This window comes from Pedobacter sp. KH_004, assembly GCF_057840755.1.
Window position 1 is genome coordinate 2,825,303 of record NZ_CM174519.1, and the last position, 18,230, is coordinate 2,843,532.

General features: G+C 36.2%; 15 protein-coding genes and 1 pseudogene. 10 read left to right on the plus strand and 6 right to left on the minus strand.

Annotation, left to right across the window (positions count from 1 at the left end):
* Window positions 1–49 precede the first annotated feature (49 nt).
* The 4 genes from AC3ITD_RS12265 to AC3ITD_RS12280 all read right to left on the minus strand — a co-directional run bounded on the left by AC3ITD_RS12265 (window position 50) and on the right by AC3ITD_RS12280 (window position 3,083).
* Window positions 50–853: a M48 family metallopeptidase gene (locus AC3ITD_RS12265; protein WP_265801675.1), complete on the minus strand. Its 804-nt coding sequence runs from the start codon at window positions 851–853 to the stop codon at window positions 50–52.
* A gap of 96 nt (window positions 854–949) precedes the next feature.
* Window positions 950–1,597 (minus strand): glycerol-3-phosphate 1-O-acyltransferase PlsY, encoded by a 648-nt coding sequence (gene plsY, locus AC3ITD_RS12270; RefSeq protein ID WP_265801673.1) that lies wholly within the window; start codon window positions 1,595–1,597, stop codon window positions 950–952.
* A gap of 48 nt (window positions 1,598–1,645) precedes the next feature.
* Window positions 1,646–2,488 (minus strand): carboxylating nicotinate-nucleotide diphosphorylase, encoded by an 843-nt coding sequence (gene nadC / locus AC3ITD_RS12275; protein ID WP_265801672.1) that lies wholly within the window; start codon window positions 2,486–2,488, stop codon window positions 1,646–1,648.
* Window positions 2,489–2,696: 208 nt separating this feature from the next.
* Window positions 2,697–3,083, minus strand: a complete 387-nt coding sequence (locus AC3ITD_RS12280; RefSeq protein WP_265801670.1) for a DUF4783 domain-containing protein — start codon at window positions 3,081–3,083, stop codon at window positions 2,697–2,699.
* 185 nt (window positions 3,084–3,268) lie between these two features.
* Between AC3ITD_RS12280 and gpmI the strand changes: the two genes are divergently transcribed.
* Window positions 3,269–4,792 carry a 2,3-bisphosphoglycerate-independent phosphoglycerate mutase gene (gene gpmI / locus AC3ITD_RS12285; protein WP_489360101.1) on the plus strand — a complete coding sequence of 508 codons (1,524 nt, stop codon included), beginning with the start codon at window positions 3,269–3,271 and terminating at the stop codon, window positions 4,790–4,792.
* Window positions 4,792–5,322 (plus strand): hypothetical protein, encoded by a 531-nt coding sequence (locus AC3ITD_RS12290; protein ID WP_489360103.1) that lies wholly within the window; start codon window positions 4,792–4,794, stop codon window positions 5,320–5,322. The genes gpmI and AC3ITD_RS12290 overlap by 1 nt, the downstream gene beginning before the upstream one ends.
* A gap of 41 nt (window positions 5,323–5,363) precedes the next feature.
* Here the strand turns inward: AC3ITD_RS12290 and AC3ITD_RS12295 are convergent, their stop codons facing one another.
* The gene (locus AC3ITD_RS12295; RefSeq protein ID WP_265801665.1) at window positions 5,364–5,984 is read right to left on the minus strand and encodes a tetratricopeptide repeat protein; all 621 of its coding nucleotides are present in this window, start codon (window positions 5,982–5,984) and stop codon (window positions 5,364–5,366) included.
* 309 nt (window positions 5,985–6,293) lie between these two features.
* On the opposite strand from AC3ITD_RS12295, the gene lon reads away from it, so the two are divergent.
* Window positions 6,294–8,765, plus strand: coding sequence for an endopeptidase La (gene lon / locus AC3ITD_RS12300; protein WP_489360106.1), 2,472 nt, complete (start codon window positions 6,294–6,296; stop codon window positions 8,763–8,765).
* An 82-nt stretch (window positions 8,766–8,847) separates the two neighbouring features.
* Window positions 8,848–9,798, plus strand: a complete 951-nt coding sequence (locus tag AC3ITD_RS12305; RefSeq protein WP_265801663.1) for a lipid A deacylase LpxR family protein — start codon at window positions 8,848–8,850, stop codon at window positions 9,796–9,798.
* Here AC3ITD_RS12305 and arfB read toward each other — a convergent pair whose 3' ends face one another.
* Window positions 9,799–10,212 carry an alternative ribosome rescue aminoacyl-tRNA hydrolase ArfB gene (gene arfB, locus AC3ITD_RS12310; protein WP_265801662.1) on the minus strand — a complete coding sequence of 138 codons (414 nt, stop codon included), beginning with the start codon at window positions 10,210–10,212 and terminating at the stop codon, window positions 9,799–9,801. It abuts the gene before it with no gap.
* Window positions 10,213–10,282: 70 nt separating this feature from the next.
* Here arfB and cmk point away from each other — a divergent pair, with 70 nt between their 5' ends.
* From cmk to AC3ITD_RS12340, 6 genes and pseudogenes are all read left to right on the plus strand, one after another.
* A complete protein-coding gene (cmk, locus tag AC3ITD_RS12315; RefSeq protein ID WP_265801661.1) occupies window positions 10,283–10,963 on the plus strand; it encodes a (d)CMP kinase in 681 nt (226 codons plus the stop codon).
* 60 nt (window positions 10,964–11,023) lie between these two features.
* The gene (locus AC3ITD_RS12320) at window positions 11,024–11,857 is read left to right on the plus strand and encodes a 3-keto-disaccharide hydrolase (RefSeq protein WP_489360109.1); all 834 of its coding nucleotides are present in this window, start codon (window positions 11,024–11,026) and stop codon (window positions 11,855–11,857) included.
* A gap of 65 nt (window positions 11,858–11,922) precedes the next feature.
* Window positions 11,923–13,416 carry a TPM domain-containing protein gene (locus tag AC3ITD_RS12325; RefSeq protein WP_489360111.1) on the plus strand — a complete coding sequence of 498 codons (1,494 nt, stop codon included), beginning with the start codon at window positions 11,923–11,925 and terminating at the stop codon, window positions 13,414–13,416.
* 125 nt (window positions 13,417–13,541) lie between these two features.
* On the plus strand, window positions 13,542–14,531 hold the full coding sequence (locus AC3ITD_RS12330; protein WP_265801657.1) for an SH3 domain-containing protein: 990 nt from the start codon (window positions 13,542–13,544) through the stop codon (window positions 14,529–14,531).
* Window positions 14,532–14,852: 321 nt separating this feature from the next.
* Complete coding sequence (gene rpsA / locus AC3ITD_RS12335) at window positions 14,853–16,787, plus strand: 30S ribosomal protein S1 (RefSeq protein WP_056851431.1); 1,935 nt, start codon at window positions 14,853–14,855, stop codon at window positions 16,785–16,787.
* Window positions 16,788–17,235: 448 nt separating this feature from the next.
* Window positions 17,236–18,096, plus strand: a pseudogene (locus AC3ITD_RS12340) (IS982 family transposase); the annotation flags it as partial.
* Between the last annotated feature and the right edge of the window lie 134 nt (window positions 18,097–18,230).

An 18,230-nucleotide genomic window follows, 5' to 3' on the forward strand; every position in this document is an offset into this window, starting at 1 on the left:
CAAATCTTTCCACCTTTAACTTTTTACTTTATACTTTATACTTTCTACTCTATTTTTTGTAATACTTCATCGCTTCTGGCAAATCTCTTTGTATTTGTGCAATACGCGATTGATCTGTAGGGTGAGTACTTAAAAATGCTGGTGGTTTTTGCGAACCTGCACTAGCCTGTGCCATTCTTTGCCAGAAACCGATAGCAGTACTAGGGTTATAACCAGCCATTGCCATAAATGATAAACCCATTTTATCGGCTTCTAATTCTTGGTTTCTACCATATTTTAGAATAGTTAGTTGCCCGCCAATACCATAAGCCTGGTTGATATAGTCTGCATATTTCGAATTAGAAGATGCTGCTCCAACTAATGCTCCTCCAACTTGTGCCGCCTGCATTTGCGAAGCCCGCTCTGCCGAATGTTGAGCAATGGCATGTGCAACTTCATGGCCCATTACGGTAGCCAAACCTGCTTCATCTTTCGTTACAGGTAAAATACCGGTATAAACGGCAATTTTTCCCCCTGGCATGCACCAGGCATTTATTTCCTTACTATCAATTAAGTTATATTCCCATTTATAATTTTTAATCTGTTCACCAAACCCGTTCTGGTTCATATATTGAGTTACGGCAGCAGCAATTTTTTGCCCCACACGCTTTACCATAGCGGCGTTGCTGTTGTTAGATGCAACTACTTTAGTTTGAGGATCACTTAATAATTGTTGATATCCTATTGCAGCTTGTTGTTGCAATGAACTATCGTCTACCAAGCTAAGTCTGCTTCTGCCAGTTAACGGAACTGTAGAACACGAATTAAATAATAGAGTACCAGCAACACTTGCTGTTAAAAATAACTTTTTCATAATGAGAATTTAAATGATCAGTAATACTTGTTTTGCAAGCCGAATTAGTAAACAGCAAGACAACAAATATGTTTTGAGTGAATGTGTTTTTGTTAATTAACCAGTTTTTTTCTTAAACAAATACACTTTTGACTCTTTGCCTTTAAGCAATCTCTCGAGATTTTTTTGGTGGGTAACTAAAATCAAAATACATACAACCATTCCATATAACACTTCAGATTTTATAGAAACCTGAAACAAAAAAACGACGCTTAATGGAAATGTAAAACCTGCACAAATGGAGCTTAAGGATACATATTTCGTTAATAATAGCACAACCACAAAAACCAGAACACAAAGCATAGATGCCTCAAAGTTAACTGCCAAAATCATTCCAAAAAGAGTGGCAACGCCTTTTCCCCCACGAAAACCGGCGAAAACAGGGAATAAGTGGCCCATCACTGCGGTTACGCCAAGCGCCAATTGGTAATTTACAAAAACAACTGAATTTTGAGGGCCAGTAACAGACATGCCAATTAGATAAGCTAAATTCGTAGCGGTGTAGCCTTTAGCAATATCAATAATCATTACGGCTATACCAGCTTTCTTACCCAACACCCTGAATGTGTTGGTAGCACCTGCATTTCCACTTCCATATTCCCTTACATCAACGCCATAAAACGCCTGACCGAGCCATACAGCAGTTGGTATTGATCCAAAAAGATAGGCAACTAATAATGCACTGAGAGAATAAACCGTAACCATAGCCTACAATGATACAAAAAATAAGCCTTCCATTTTATAGCAAATCATTTAGTATGCCTTTAAACTAATGTCTAAACTTTTAACAGAATGTGTAAGTGCGCCCATTGATATAAAATCTACACCACAGGCTGCATATTCAGCAACGTTCTCTTCCGTAATTCCACCCGATGCTTCGGTGATAAACCTGCCATCTATGAGTTTTACGGCAGCTCTTAAATGATCGAAGCTAAAATTATCCAACATGATGCGATCAACACCACCAATTGCTAATACTGCAGTTAACTCCTCAATATTCCTCACTTCAATCTCAATTTGTAGCGATTTTTGGTTGTCTTTAAGATATTTTTGAGCGGCTCCAATTGCATTTGAAATACCGCCAGCATAATCCACATGGTTATCTTTAATCAAAATCATGTCGTATAAACCAATTCTATGATTTACACCTCCACCAATCCTTACCGCCCATTTTTCCAGATAGCGCAAACCCGGGGTAGTTTTACGAGTATCTAAAATTTTGGTTTTCGTCCCTTTTAAAAGCGAAACAATGCGATTGGTTTTAGTTGCTATTCCGCTCATTCTTTGCATGCAATTTAATACCAGGCGTTCTGCTATAAGAATGGAATGTGTACTTCCTGATACCGTTAAACCAATATCTCCGAATTTAACACTAGCGCCATCATTGATCAATACATCAACTTTTAAATCGGCATCTACCTCCTTAAAAATTTCTACCGCTAGTTCCATACCCGCTAAAATGCCATCTTCTTTGATAATCAATTTGGCCTTCCCTAAAGTTCCGGCTGGAATAGTTGATAATGAAGTATGATCGCCATCGCCAACATCTTCGATTAATGCATTTTTTATGAACTGATGTATAAGTTGAATATCCAAAATATAGATTTTAAGGGGCAAAAATAAGAATTATTTGTTAGCAGACAATTTACTGACAGATTTAAAACTGACGCTTAACCTATTATTTGGCCATCGAAAATCATCGTTAGCTCTTCATTGGCTATAATTTTGTTGACTCTTGTCTGAAGAAAAAAATTTTGTGATTGCCCTTTCCTCCTCTAAGGGGCATAGGAAGACTAAGAATTGGTTAATCCTTTGCAGGTTCGATTCGCAATTCGGTAATTAAAAAATTACTATTCAATTTCTTCATGGTTACTGAAACTCTAAAAGTCTCTTTTGAAGTGCTTAAAAGAATCACACCGAAACGGTAGTTAGGATTAGTATTAATTTTGTGGAAAATACTTGTTTTTACTGGCGGATGTTTGATGAAAAAATCTCGTAATATTTGTTCTCCCTGTGCTTTTGAGTATACATCTTCATCATCAATAATGATAAGTTCAATAGTTGATGCGAAATTTTTTGCAATTTCTTTAGCGTTACTCGATTTAAAATACGAAGACAAATCATCAATAATATCAGCCTGAAAGGCTTTCGGACTAAATAATGATGATAAACTAATAATTAGTAAAAACAAGCTCCGGATCATTTCTGTATTTTATAATCTCGGTATAGCTAAAATTATGCCATTAGCTTATCAAAAAATGGATTACATCATTTGTATAAGCTTCAATAAAGTTATATTTGCCCTGATATCAAAACACTAAAACATGTTTTAAATGAAAATGTTTTATCAGTGTTCAATTAAATTTTAAAATTAATATGATAACTAAAAAAAAACTTGCGCTTATAATTTTAGATGGCTGGGGTTACGGAAGAAAAGATAATTCGGATGCTGCCTATGCTGCCAATACTCCATTTTTCGATTCATTAATTAAAAATTATCCCAATTCAAAACTTGAAGCTTCTGGTGAAGCGGTGGGTTTGCCAGCCGGACAAATGGGAAATTCGGAAGTAGGCCATATGAATTTAGGTGCAGGTAGAGTAGTTTATCAAGAACTAGGAAGAATTAATAAATCCATCGCAGATAGGGAATTACATGTTAACCCGATTTTATTAGCTGCCTTTGATTATGCAAAGCAAAATAATAAAGCTGTGCATTTCATTGGACTGGTTTCAAATGGCGGAGTTCATGCCCATATCGAACACCTAAAAGCATTATGTGATGCCGCAAATGAAGCGCATGTCGAAAAAACTTTCGTTCATGCTTTCTTAGACGGAAGAGATACAGACCCAAATTCTGGTTTAGGTTTTATTAGCGATCTTCAAAATCACATCGAAAACACATCGGCTAAATTAGCTACAATGGTTGGTCGCTACTACGCAATGGACCGCGATAATCGTTGGGAACGTGTGAAAAAAGCTTATGATGTAATGGTCAATGGTGTTGGCGAAAGAACACAAGATGCTTTGGCTACGATTAAAAAATCTTATCAGAACGGCGTAACAGATGAGTTTTTGCAACCAGTTGTACTCAGCCAGGATAATGGCGAGCCAGTGGCAACCATTAAGAATGATGATGTGGTAATCTGCTTCAATTTCCGTACAGATAGAGGAAGAGAAATTACAACGGCGCTAACGCAAAAAGATTTTCCGGAGCAACACATGCATAAATTGCCACTGTATTATGTTACGATGACCACCTATGATGAAAGCTTTGAAAAAGTAAACGTAATTTTTACAAAAGACGATTTGACTAAAACGATCGGTGAGGTCTTAGCCGAAAATAATAAAAATCAAATTCGCATTGCAGAAACTGAAAAATATCCTCACGTAACTTTCTTTTTCTCTGGAGGAAGAGAAGCTGAATTCGCTAATGAGAAACGTATTTTGATCCCTTCTCCAAAAGTAGCTACTTACGATTTACAACCGGAAATGAGTGCTGCAGGAATTACCGAAGCCATTACTGCAGAAATGGAAACAGGTTGGCCAGACTTTATTTGCTTAAACTTTGCCAACCCTGATATGGTAGGCCATACCGGTGTTTTCGATGCCGTAGTTAAAGCTGTTGAAACTGCCGACAAGTGCGCAGAAATAGTAGTGCGCAAAGGAATGGAAAATGGTTACTCTTTTATTTTGTTAGCAGATCATGGAAATTCAGAATATATGGTCAACGGCGACGGTTCTGTTAATACTGCCCACACCACCAATCTTGTTCCTTGTATTTTAATTGACAGCGACTATAAAACCATTGCTGATGGTAAATTAGGCGATATTGCTCCTACTGTTTTGAAAATTTTAGGTGTTCCAATTCCTGAAGAAATGACAGGAAATGTGTTAGTGTAATGAATAGAAGAATTTATATCTTACTCCTTGCTGTTGCCTTTGTTTCTTGTAATGAAGATAAAAAATCTACAGCAAATACAAAGTTGCTGTACTTTGATTTGAAAGGATATTTTGAAAAAGAGGCTGTTCGTTTGCAGAAACTTAATCCGGTAGTAGACAAAACAGTATCGGTTAACGGCAAGCAAGAAAGTAAAAAAGTTAAGATAGCAGACTGGAAGAAAGAATTTGCTGTGTTTATTAATGCTGATATTAACAAAGCTTCTTGGAGTGGAAGTTTTGATATTTGGGAGCAAAATCGTGTAGATTATTATACTTCAGATAGTAAGAAAATACCGATCAAGAGGGTTTCTATTAAATGGAACGGTGAGAGAGCAGGTCTAATAGAGGTTATCATCGCCAATAAAAACATCCTTTTTCAATCTAACGATACTTTACGCTATTATCCTGATAGCTTGTACGCAATCAAAAAACAGCAAAAAATAAAGCTGTTGAACACTAAGAGTTATCAAATTATTGGGAAATTGAAATAAAAAAAACAGGCTTTGAAATTTCAAAGCCTGTTTTTTTGTCTTTATTTTAATGAAGCAATTTGCGCTTTATCATAGGCAACCCAATCAATAATATCCTTCCGGAGTGGCTGCATAGTTAGCACTTTTTGAAAATCTGCAATTGAATTGTTAAACAGCGCAACACATGCGGTTTTCTCATCTTTCCGTTTTGCCTTATACGATCTAAAAATTGCATAGTCTTTATAAGCTAAAGCACGATTTTGAAACATTTGTGTATCCTCATCGCCATTAATTTCAATGGCCTTGGTAAAATCTTTAATCGCAGCGGTATAAAAATTTTCACGCATGGTGTTTAATGATTCCTTTGGGTCGTTCGCTATATTTAACCTTGCTTTTCCACGATAGTAATATGCAGAAACTTCTGATGGTTTTACTGTAATTAAACGACTGTATGTTTCAATACATTTTTCATATTGGGCATTTTGAAAATAAGAATAGCCTAACATCTGCAAAATTTTAGCATTCTCTGGCGTTTTAGCATCAGCTTTTTCCAGTTGCGTAACGGCAGTTTTATAATCTCCCTTAATCATTGCCTGCATGCTCCGCTCGTAATTGTTTTGTGCAAAACTGCTGGTAGATGATAATATGATTAATCCTAAAATTGCGTGTCTAAAATAGTTCATGTAACGAATAATATGTTTTTGTAATTCTACCGCCAAAAAAGACGAAATTTGTTGCAATATAATCCTATTCTGATAATTTAAAAGTTTTTTAATTTCTGGAAATAAAAAAGTTCTATATTAAACAATAGCTTAAACGTTAAAAACTTCATTATATGATATTGGCCGAAACAATATCTTACTCTGCCTTTTTAACATAAGATTAATGGTATTTCTACTTTGGCACAAGAGTTGGAAATATTAGTTGAATAACATAAATAAACAAAGTGAAGACGATTGACCTGCCAGTTTGTCGTTAGAGGAAAAGTGATAATGAGTAAAGAAGATATATTTGATTTCCATAATGCCATGCCGATAATAAATGAGGATACAGAGTTTTTTCCCTTAATGTCTCAACAAGACGAGGAGGAAATGAACAACGAGGAAACACCTGAAACCCTGGCGATTTTGCCATTGAGAAATACTGTCTTATTCCCTGGAGTAGTAATTCCAATTACCGTTGGAAGAGACAAATCAATAAAATTAATTAAAGAAGCTTACAAAGGAAACAAGATTATTGGAGTAGTTTCTCAAAAAGATGTTTCGATAGAAGACCCTACTTTTGAGCAACTTAACACCGTTGGTACAGTAGCAAATATCATAAAGTTACTGCAAATGCCTGATGGCAATACCACCGTAATTATCCAGGGTAAGCAGCGTTTTAGCCTAATTGAAGAGGTGCAAAACGAACCTTATATTAAGGCTGTAGTTAAAAAATTCGAAGAGCAAAAACACAAAGCCGATAAGGAGTTTAAAACCTTAATTGCATCTATTCGCGAAATGTCAGCTCAAATTATCCAGCTGTCGCCGAATATACCGAGTGAAGCCAGTATTGCACTTAAAAACATCGAAAGCAATTCATTTTTGATCAATTTCATTTCTTCAAATATGAATGCCGAAATGGCCGATAAGCAAAAAATCCTTGAAATGGACAAATTGCAGGAACGGGCACAGAAAGTAATGGAGCTTTTGATGGTAGAACTACAGATGTTGGAATTGAGAAATCAAATCCAATCCAAAGTCCGTACTGATCTTGATAAGCAACAACGCGATTATTTCTTAAATCAACAGCTAAAAACAATTCAGGAAGAATTAGGTGGAAACTCTGCCGATTTAGAATTTGATGCCCTTCAGGAAAAAGCCAAAAAGAAAAAATGGGGACAACCTGTTGCTGATCATTTTGATAAAGAATTAGATAAACTGGGAAGAATGAATCCGGCAGCGCCAGATTATTCTGTTCAGCTCAATTACCTGGAATTGCTTTTAGATTTACCTTGGAGTGAATTTACCAAAGACAATTTCGATTTAAAACGTGCCCAACGGATTCTAGATAAAGATCATTTTGGTCTGGAAAAAGTGAAGCAACGTATCGTTGAATATTTAGCGGTTTTGAAGCTAAAACGCGATATGAAAGCGCCGATCCTTTGTTTAGTTGGCCCTCCAGGAGTTGGTAAAACATCTTTGGGAAAATCAATTGCCAAGGCATTGGGGCGTAAATATGTTCGTATGGCTCTGGGCGGTATTCGCGATGAAGCTGAAATTCGCGGTCACCGCAAAACTTACATCGGTGCCATGCCAGGGCGTATTATTTCATCAATAAAAAAAGCGGGCGCAGATAATCCTGTGTTTGTTTTGGATGAGATTGATAAGGTTGGAACTGACCATCGTGGCGATCCGTCATCAGCTTTGCTAGAAGTATTGGATCCGGAACAGAACAACGCTTTTTATGACCACTACGTTGAGGTGGATTACGATTTATCAAATATTCTATTCATTGCAACCGCAAACTCACTAAGTACTATACAGCCAGCTTTGCTAGATCGTATGGAGATTATCGAGGTGAATGGCTACACGATTGAAGAAAAAATCGAAATCGCTAAAAAATATTTATTGCCCAAGCAAAAGGAAAATCACGGTTTGCAAAACAAGGATATTAATCTAAAACCGGCCTTGATTGAAAAAGTGATTGAAGATTATACTCGTGAATCTGGCGTACGTGGTTTGGAGAAAAAAATTGGTTCTCTGGTTCGTGGTGTAGCTACCAAGCTTGCAATGGAAGAAGAGTATAATGTTACGCTAACCAATGAAGACGTTGAACGTATTTTAGGCGCACCTATTTACGATAAAGATTTATACGAAGGCAATGAAGTTGCTGGTGTGGTTACGGGCTTGGCCTGGACAAGTGTGGGTGGCGATATTTTATTTATCGAATCGAGCTTAAGTCCAGGTAAAGGCAAATTAACTTTAACCGGTAATTTAGGCGATGTGATGAAAGAATCAGCCGTGATTGCACTAGCCTATTTACGTGCTCATGCTGCAGAATTTGGCATCGATTACACTTTATTTGACAATTGGGATGTTCACGTTCACGTACCTGCTGGTGCTACTCCAAAAGATGGCCCATCAGCTGGTATTACCATGCTCACTGCTTTAACATCGGCATTTACACAACGAAAGGTTAAGCAACATTTAGCCATGACCGGAGAGATTACCCTACGTGGTAAAGTACTTCCGGTTGGCGGAATTAAAGAGAAAATCCTTGCGGCGAAAAGGGCGAATATTAAAGAAATTATTCTTTGTAAAAGCAACCGTAAAGATATTTTAGAAATTAAGGAAAGCTATATTAAAGACCTTAAATTTCATTACGTAACAGAAATGAGTGAGGTGATTGAATTGGCGTTAACAAAAAACAAAGTTAAAAAGCCATTGGATTTGAGCATTAAAGTAGCTCCAATAGTCAACTAAATTGTAATCTTTTAGCTGATTGATCAATAATCCAATAACTATAAATACATTTATAGCCCCGATAAAGTATCGGGGCTTTTTTATGAAATCACTTTTCACCACCCTACTTCTTGGTTTAATTTCTTTAGGCTGTTTTGCACAATCATTTAAAAATGAGTTTGGTTTTAAAACTGAAAACGATGCTTATTTAGCCACTTTAAATGATCGTTACTATACCAACGGCCTGTTCATCTATTTTCGCAGAGCGATAGATCCTGCTAAGTTTTCTGAAAAAGTGGAGAAGAAAACCTATGAAATTTCAGCCGGACAAAAAATGTATACCCCTTACTGGGGTCAGGTAGCTAAAAAGGAAGATCAAGATAGACCTTTTGCTGGCTATTTGTACGCTGGAGGCGCTTATTCAATCTTTTATAAAAATGAAAGTGTATTGAAAACCAGCATTGAACTAGGTACAGTTGGACCAAACTCTCTAGCTCAAGACGCACAAGAATTCTTGCATAAAACAGTAGGCTTTTATACTCCGGCTGGATGGGAATATCAAATTAAAAATGAATTAGCTATTAATTTAGCTGCCAGCTACAGTAAACTTTTAATTCGATCTAATGACAATGTGGTAGATCTAAGTGGAGCTGGCTATGCCAATCTGGGAACAACTTTTTCTGGCCTGGGTGCTTCAGTTTTATTTAGAGCAGGCAGATTAAACCAGCTATATAACAGTGCTTACCACAATGCAGTAATTGGAAATTCAAAAACTGCAGCTTTAAATAAATCAGAATTTTTCTTCTACTTAAAGCCACAGTTAAATGTAGTTGCTTACGATGCAACCATACAAGGAAGTTTATTTAATGACGATAGTCCTTTAACATTTGGAGTAAAACCAATAGTTTTTGAACAACAATTTGGCGTAAATTATAGTTCAAAAAGATTCACCATTGATTTTAACATCATCTTTAAAACCAAAGAAGTTAAAAGTATAGCTAAAGCACAAAATTATGGCGGCTTAAGTTTATATTATAGATTTGGGAAGACATAATTACTCAAAATTTGGCTTTTTTCTTGATTGTTTTTTATCACCATTTACCGATTTATTTTTTAATCGCTTTTGGATAACTGCCTGTGGAATTTTCGTAGGCTTTCGTTTTTTCTGAATTTGAAGAGATCGTTTAAGCAGATCGATCAATTTAGCAATGGTTTTCTCCTTGTTGAGCAGCTGACTTCGGTCTTCTTGCGAAACAATATGCAATAAGCCATCATTGTCCATTCGGTTTTCAAGTCGCGATTTCAAAAGCACCTTTTCCTCTTCATTAAAAAAAGTGGCATTTTCCAAATCAAAGATTAATTCGACTTTACTGGAAACTTTGTTAACGTTTTGCCCACCCTTGCCCCCACTTCTGGAGGTTTTGAAGGTAACTGACTTTAAAATTTCTTCTCGTGTGGGTAACATCATGCAAAAGTATAAAGAATAGTAATCTAAAAAAAGCAACTAAATTCACCGCTTTTTTTACCTTTGCAACACAATGAAAAAGAACTTGGTTATAGCTATTGATGGCTACTCGTCTTGCGGAAAAAGCACTTTAGCAAAAGCATTGGCTAAAAAATTAGGTTTTATTTATGTAGATAGTGGTGCGATGTATCGGGCGGTAACGCTGTATTTCTTAAGGAATGAGATTGATATTTCTAATGATGAAGCCGTTACTGATGCGCTACAACACATCGAATTAAATTTCCATTCTCGTGATTATGAGTCACACATCACTTTAAACGGAGAAGAAGTTTCCGATGAGATTCGTTTGATGCCTGTTTCTGAAAATGTAAGCGAAGTTTCTGCTCATAAAATTGTTCGCCATGAAATGGTTAAGCAACAACAACGCATGGGCAAATCGAAAAATATTGTAATGGACGGGCGTGACATCGGTACCACTGTTTTTCCAAACGCACCCTTAAAGTTCTTTATGACAGCTGATCCGAAAATTAGAGCAGAGCGCAGGTTTAAAGAATTGGAAAGCAAGGGCAATAACCGAACCACTCTTGAAGAAGTGTTTGAAAACCTCGCTCATCGCGATTATGCGGATACCACACGCAAAGAAAGCCCCCTAGTTAGGGCCGATGACGCTATAATTTTAGACAATACCAATTTAACACAAGAAGAACAATTGGCTTTTGCCCTCGAAAAAGTGGAGCCATTGCTTCCTAATTGATATTAAATTTATTCAGTTGGTTTAAATTTCATATTTTTAGCTGCTAACCATTAAGCTACTATGAAATTAAAACAATATTCTTCTGTACTATTTTTCCTGTTTGCTATCATCTCTTTTAATGCTTCTGCACAAAAGGGCTGGATTAACCTTTTCAATGGCAAAGATTTAAAAGATTGGAACGTTAAAATTGCCAAACACGATTATAAGGATAATTACGCAAATACATTTAGGGTAAAAAATGGCTTAATGACTGTTGGTTATGAAGGCTACAAAGAATTTGACAAACAGTACGGCCACATTTTTTACAAAAAACCATTTTCCTACTACTTGTTAAGGGTTACTTACCGTTTTGTTGGCGATCAAGCCACAGGTGGTGAGGGCTGGGCAACCAGAAACAGCGGCGCCATGCTACATTGTCAGGATCCAGCTACAATGTTAAAAGATCAGGATTTTCCTATTTCTATAGAAGCACAGATTTTAGGTGGTGACGGAGAACATACACGCCACACCAGCAATGTGTGCACACCCGGAACGCTAATAAATTACGATGGCAAATTGTTTACAGGCCATTGCATGGATTCGAAATCAAAAACTTATGCTGGCGATCAATGGGTAACCGCAGATTTTTTAGTGCTTGGCGATTCAGTAGTTAAACATATTATAGCTGGAGAAGTTGTATTGGAATATACAAAACCACAAGTGGGTGGCGGAAGTGTAACTAACTTCGATCCTAAAGTTAAGATAGATGGCACACCATTAAAATCTGGTTACATTTCCCTTCAAAGCGAAAGCCATCCGATTGAATTTAAAACAGTGAAACTTTTCGATTTAGCTCCATACGCTAAAAATCAAGCAAAACTTGATCAAGTAATTGATAAAATTCTTAAGGAATGACAATATTTATCCCCTATTGTTATGAATGATTGAAATGCTATTGCTAACCGTTAATAAATAATCTGATGGTCAAAACTCATTCAATTAAGAAGCTTACTTTTCTACTATTTTTCTTTTGCACAACATTAACATTTGCACAGAAAGCGTACAAGGTTAATGAAATTCCAGACCCTAAAAATAATGGTGGCGGTTGGGTAAGTAATCCGGATGGAATTCTTACCGCTGATGATGTTGCCAATGTTAACAGCTCAATTTCGCAGTTCGAAAAAGAAACCAATGTTCAAGTTGCGGTTGTAATTGTTAATAATTTCGATACTGATCAGGAAGACTTTGATTTTGCTTATGAGCTTTTTAACACTTGGGGAATCGGGCAAAAAAGCAGTAACAATGGCTTGCTTTTATTTATTGCCAAAGATCGGAGGAAGTATCGTTTTATTACTGGCACAGGAACCGAAGGGGTTCTACCCGATGTAAAACTGAAACACATTGCAGAACAAAACCTAATTCCTGCTTTTAGAGAAAATGATTTCGGAACAGGGATAATCAATACCATCAATGCAATTGGTGTGATCATCCTAAACCCAGACAACAAATCGGAGCTTAATCAATTCTTTACTCAACAAGAAGATAACAACAACCTGGAAAAATTTTGGATACCTATTGTTGTTATAATAGTAGCCTTCTTCGGAGTGTTTAAATTGGTAAACAGACAAACTAAAAAAGCAGGTACCATACAAGCTAAAGGCAACTCTGATCTAGAAAAATCAATTACCAATGGCTGTGCCGTACTTTTCATGTTTGTTTTCATCAGTATTTTTGCACTCGTATTTTTTGATGGGTTTGGTTTATTTTCGAAGATCAAATTATCCCATATACCTTTTATTTTATACGGTGTTTTAGCGATAGGCCTATTTTTCAGGTATCTATATCATATCTCTACATTGAGAAAAACATATTATGATGATAAGAATTTCTTTAACGCGGTAACCGATTTCAATAAAAAGAATTTTTGGATGGTTATTTTTTCTCCGCTGATATTATTTGCATTGATAAATTATCTTTTTAAACGTACAAAAAACATCGATAGATTTAAGCCTGTTCTTGATAGCCAAAAACGAGAAATGACTCGTTTAGATAGAGACATTAACATTGAGGGCAAACCTTTTTTAACTAGCGGACAGCGGGCGGAAGAAATAGCAAAATCTTATGATTACGATATCTGGCAAAGTGCTGATCATAAAGAACACGTGATTAAACAGTGGCCTGCTGAAGAATACAATGCTTCTACAGAATGTCCGAAATGTAGTTTCAGAACGTATAAACTAAATAAAAAAGTTACGGTAACAGCTGCAACATACAGTCATGATGGGCAGGCTAAGCTGATTAATGAATGTAGTTGCTGTAAAAATGTCGAATTTCTAAAATGGATTGTATTGCCAATGTTGGTAGAATCCAAATCTTCTTCCAGCTCGTCATCAGACAGCAGCAGCTCGTCATCTTCATCAAGCAGTTGGGGCGGTGGCAGCAGTAGCGGCGGTGGTTCGGGGGGCAGTTGGTAAACGTATTATGGCAAGATAATGTAAGGCTTATGAAAGTATTTTTTAATTTTGCCTTGGTTAGCACGATGTTTGCTCATTCGAGTTTCCATATTTTTATTAATTGCTATTGCTAAAATCCCAGAAACATGATTAGAATTTTCTTTTTGATAACTGCTCTTTTTTTGACTTCCAACTTTGTTCAGGCCCAAGAAACTTATCGGGTGAAAGCAGACAAATTGCGAGTGAGGGCGAGCAGTGATCCTAAAAGCAAAGTGGTAGCTAACCTACTGCAAAACGAAAGTGTTACTATTTTAGATGCAAGCGATGCAAAATTTTATAAAATAAAAATCAAAAGTGGTGAAGGTTGGGTAAGTAAAGATTTCATCGAAAAAGTTCCTTCCACTACTCCGGCTTCAACGTCTCCGGCAACAACTCCACAAACCACAACGGTGCAAAATAGTTCAGCTGATAGCACAGCCGATGTTATTTATCGCGTAACTACTGATAACTTAAGAGTTAGACAAAAAGCGGATCCAAAAAGTAAAGTAATTGGTTATCTACCCGAAAATGAAAATGTTGCTGTTATTGATTCAGCTGATGCCAGTTATTTCAAAATTAAGGTTACCAATGGCGAAGGCTGGGTAAGTAAAGAATTTTTAGTGAGGGTTTCGCCAGTTAAGGCTCCAATTAAAAAGAACACTACTTCCATCGAAATCCCTTCCATTGATAAGGATTATTCTAATATTATCTTTTTCGTGCTTGTTGCTTTGGTAATGGGCACTATTTTGTATTTCATTTTCAAATATTCCAACCAAAATAAAATTCTGATTGGTATTTCAGCCATTGTAGTTTTGGTAGTGATTTATTTTTGCTTCGTTACTTTTATCCAACCTAAAAAAGTTTCAGGCACATTTATAAGTGATAGCGAAACCCAATATAAAACATTCGATTTCGGTACAAAAGACTCCGTTATTGTTAAAGATACTTATACAGATTCTACCTTCACTACCAAATATGTTATCGAAGGTGATATGATAAAGTTATATGACCAACAAAACATGATTCTCCTGTTAATCAGAGATGAGAACACATTGATTGGAGAAGGATTTACCAGAGGAACCTTTACGAAGAAGTAATTTACTTATGAGTTTCTTTCACAATCTTTTGTTTCTAAACCCGGTAGCAGCGGCAGCCCCACATTTTTCTTCGGGGCTACAGCGAATAACGGGACCTTAGTGAGGGAGAAATGCTGAATGCTCATTTTCAAATCATTATATAAATCATGTCAATATTATTCGAATTTTACGATCTAGATGCTGAAATAAATTTAGCATGACGATTGGTAGAATTATAATAACCTAAAAATCAGCAACATTTATTAAAAAAATCTTTTCTATTAATTAAAATATTTTTACCTTTGCTCTCCCTAAATAGGGAAAAAAGGAGACAATTAATTAATGGCTAAAAAACAAGTAGCAGAAAAAGAATTAGCAGCTAAAACAGCTGAACTTCAGGGAGAAGGCGGACGCCTGACTGAAAAAGAAACTATTGAATCAGAAGCTGATTCAGTTTCGATCGAATCGATCAAATCATCATTAGCAACACCAACCGAAGATTTCGATTGGGATGCAGATGAAAAAGTTTTCGGTAATTACAATGATGCAGACCGTAAAAAGTTTGAAGATATGTATGCTGGAACATTCAATCAGATCACTAAAGGTGAAATCATCAGCGGTATCGTTGTTTCAATTAACAACAAGGACGTAGTATTAAACGTTGGTTTTAAATCAGACGGTTTAGTTTCTACTTCAGAATTCCGTGATACACCAGATCTTAAAATCGGCGATTCAGTTGACGTTTTCGTTGAAGCACCAGAAGATGCTAACGGTCAATTGATCCTTTCTCGCAAAAGAGCAAAAACTCAAAGATCTTGGGAAGCTATTAACGAGGCTCTTGAAAATGATAGAATCATCAACGGTTTCGTTAAGAGCCGTACTAAAGGTGGTTTAATTGTTGATATCATGGGCGTTGAAGCTTTCTTACCAGGTTCTCAAATTGATATTAAACCTATCCGCGATTACGATGTTTACGTTGGTAAAACAATGGAATTCAAAGTTGTTAAAATTAACCATGAGTTTAAAAACGTAGTAGTTTCTCATAAAGTGTTAATTGAAGATGATTTAGAATCGCAAAAAGTAGAAATCGTTTCTAAATTAGAAAAAGGACAGGTATTAGAAGGTACTGTTAAAAATATTACTGATTTCGGTGTGTTCATCGATTTAGGTGGTGTTGATGGTTTACTTCACATTACTGATATTTCTTGGGGCCGCATAGAGCATCCAAAAGAAGTATTATCATTAGATGAAAAAATCAACGTGGTTGTTTTAGACTTTGATGATGAGAAAAAACGTATCGCTTTAGGCTTAAAACAATTAACTCCACACCCTTGGGAAAACTTAAGTGCTGACATTCAAGTTGGTTCTAAAGTAAAAGGGAAAATCGTAACTGTTGCAGATTACGGTGCTTTCTTAGAAATCATCCCAGGTGTTGAAGGTTTAATCCACGTTTCCGAAATGAGCTGGTCACAAAACTTAAGAAACCCACAAGAATTCTTAAAAGTTGGTGATGAGATCGAAGCTGAAGTTTTAACTTTAGACAGAGACGAGCGCAAAATGAGCCTAGGTATTAAACAATTATCTAACGATCCATGGCAAGAAGTTGCTGCTAAATTCCCAGTTGGAAGCAAGCACAAAGCAACTGTTAAAAACATGACTAACTTCGGTGTTTTTGTGGAAATCGAAGAAGGTATTGATGGCTTAATCCACATCTCTGATTTATCTTGGTCTAAAAAAGTAAACCACCCTAACGAATTCACTAAAGTTGGTGATGTATTAGACGTTGTTGTTTTAGAACTTGATGTTGATAACCGTAAATTAAGCTTAGGTCACAAACAATTAGAAGAAAACCCTTGGGATACTTTCGAAACTATCTTCACTTTAGATTCGGTTCACCAAGGAACAGTTGTTAAAGTAACTGATAAAGGTGCTGTTATTGCTTTACCATATGGTGTAGAAGGTTTCGTACCAACTAAACACATGGTTAAAGAAGACGGTACTTCGGTTAAAGCAGAAGAAACTAACGATTTCAAAATCATCGAGTTTAACAAAGAAGCTAAACGCATCGTTGTTTCTCACGCTCGTATTTGGGAAGAAGTTAAAGCTGAAGCTGTAGCAGAAGAAAGAAATGCTAAGAAAAAAGAAGCTAAAGCTGCTGTAACTGCAGTTAAGAAAGTTAAAGATTCTGTGGAGAAATCTACTTTAGGAGATTTAGACGTATTGGCTCAATTGAAATCGCAATTAGAAGGCGAAGAAAGCAAAGCTAAAAAAGGCTAGCTCTTTTTAACTCATAAATTTAAAAGCTCTCGATGAAAATCGGGAGTTTTTTTTGTTTCAAGCCTTACTCTATGAAAAGCCTCACCCTATTTAAGTCAGTAGTTTTTGCTATTTAGCGGTAGTCCCTTTCCTGGAAGAGAGGGAAACGGTGGAAAATGGTTTTAACCAATTTTGCTTTCCAATGCTCAGAAATCACTTCCTTTAAGGATAGGGGTAGTAGACAGGAATTCTACTTCTAACTTTAATAGGGTAAGGTTTTTGAAACCGAAAGCAAGTACTATATCGGTAACTCCTGCCCCGCTGTTCGCTTAATCTTTTCCAAACCTGTAAGGTCTTTGAGACCTTATAACCTGAGCTCGATTAATAAATGAGGTAAAAAATTAGTCAATCAAAAGAAAAAATCTTATATTTAAGTGTCTTAAAACCAAATACTTAGATATAATTCTTTATGATTGACTACTCTAAAATTAGTGATATTTTTTGTCTTGTAGATGAGTTCTGCAAAGATTTCGATAAAACTACTAGCCCTTTTCTTCTGGGGAAGCCCTCAAAACGACCTGCGGTAATGTCTAAGAGCGAAATAATTTCTGTTTGCCTACTCTTTCATTTGAGTGGTTTCAGATGCTTTAAGCATTTCTATTTATTCTATCTTCAGAAACATATGCGATCAGAATTCCCAAATACAGTATCCTATAACCGGTTTGTTGAGCTCAGTCAAAGCGTGTTGATGCCAATGACAATCTTTTTGAAAACCTGTTGTCTGGGTCAGTGTACGGGTATCTCTTTTGTATATTCCACCCCAATCAGGGTTTGCAATAACAAACGAGTAAAAAGAAACAAGGTATTCAAGGGAATTGCAGAGGTTGGAAAATCTACAATGGGCTGGTTTTATGGCTTCAAGCTGCACATTGTGATCAATGATAAAGGAGAAATCTTGAACTTTGCCATTACCCAGGCAAATGTTGATGATAGGCAGCCCCTGAAAAATGAAAATTTCTTGAAAGCCATATTTGGTAAGCTTTTCGCGGATAAAGGCTACATATCAGAACAGCTTACTAAAATACTATTTGTCAGCGACATACACCTAATAACAAGTATTAGAAACAATATGAAAAATAGTCTTATGACCATGAACGACAAGATAATGCTTCGTAAAAGATCAGTGATTGAAACTGTTAACGACGAGCTAAAAAACATATGTCAGGTAGAACATTCTAGGCACAGGTCTTTTACCAATTTCATTTCCAATATGATTGCAGCATTGATAGCATATTCATTTTTCCCTAAAAAACCATCAATCAACTATCAAACATCATCATCAAACCAGATTTTTGCATTTAAATTAATCGAATTCAGGTTTATAGGTTTAATAAAAAGGATTTCACTCCCATCGGGTTTAGGTAAAACCGGTACTTCGTTATCCCAAACCTTTACTTTCATCCA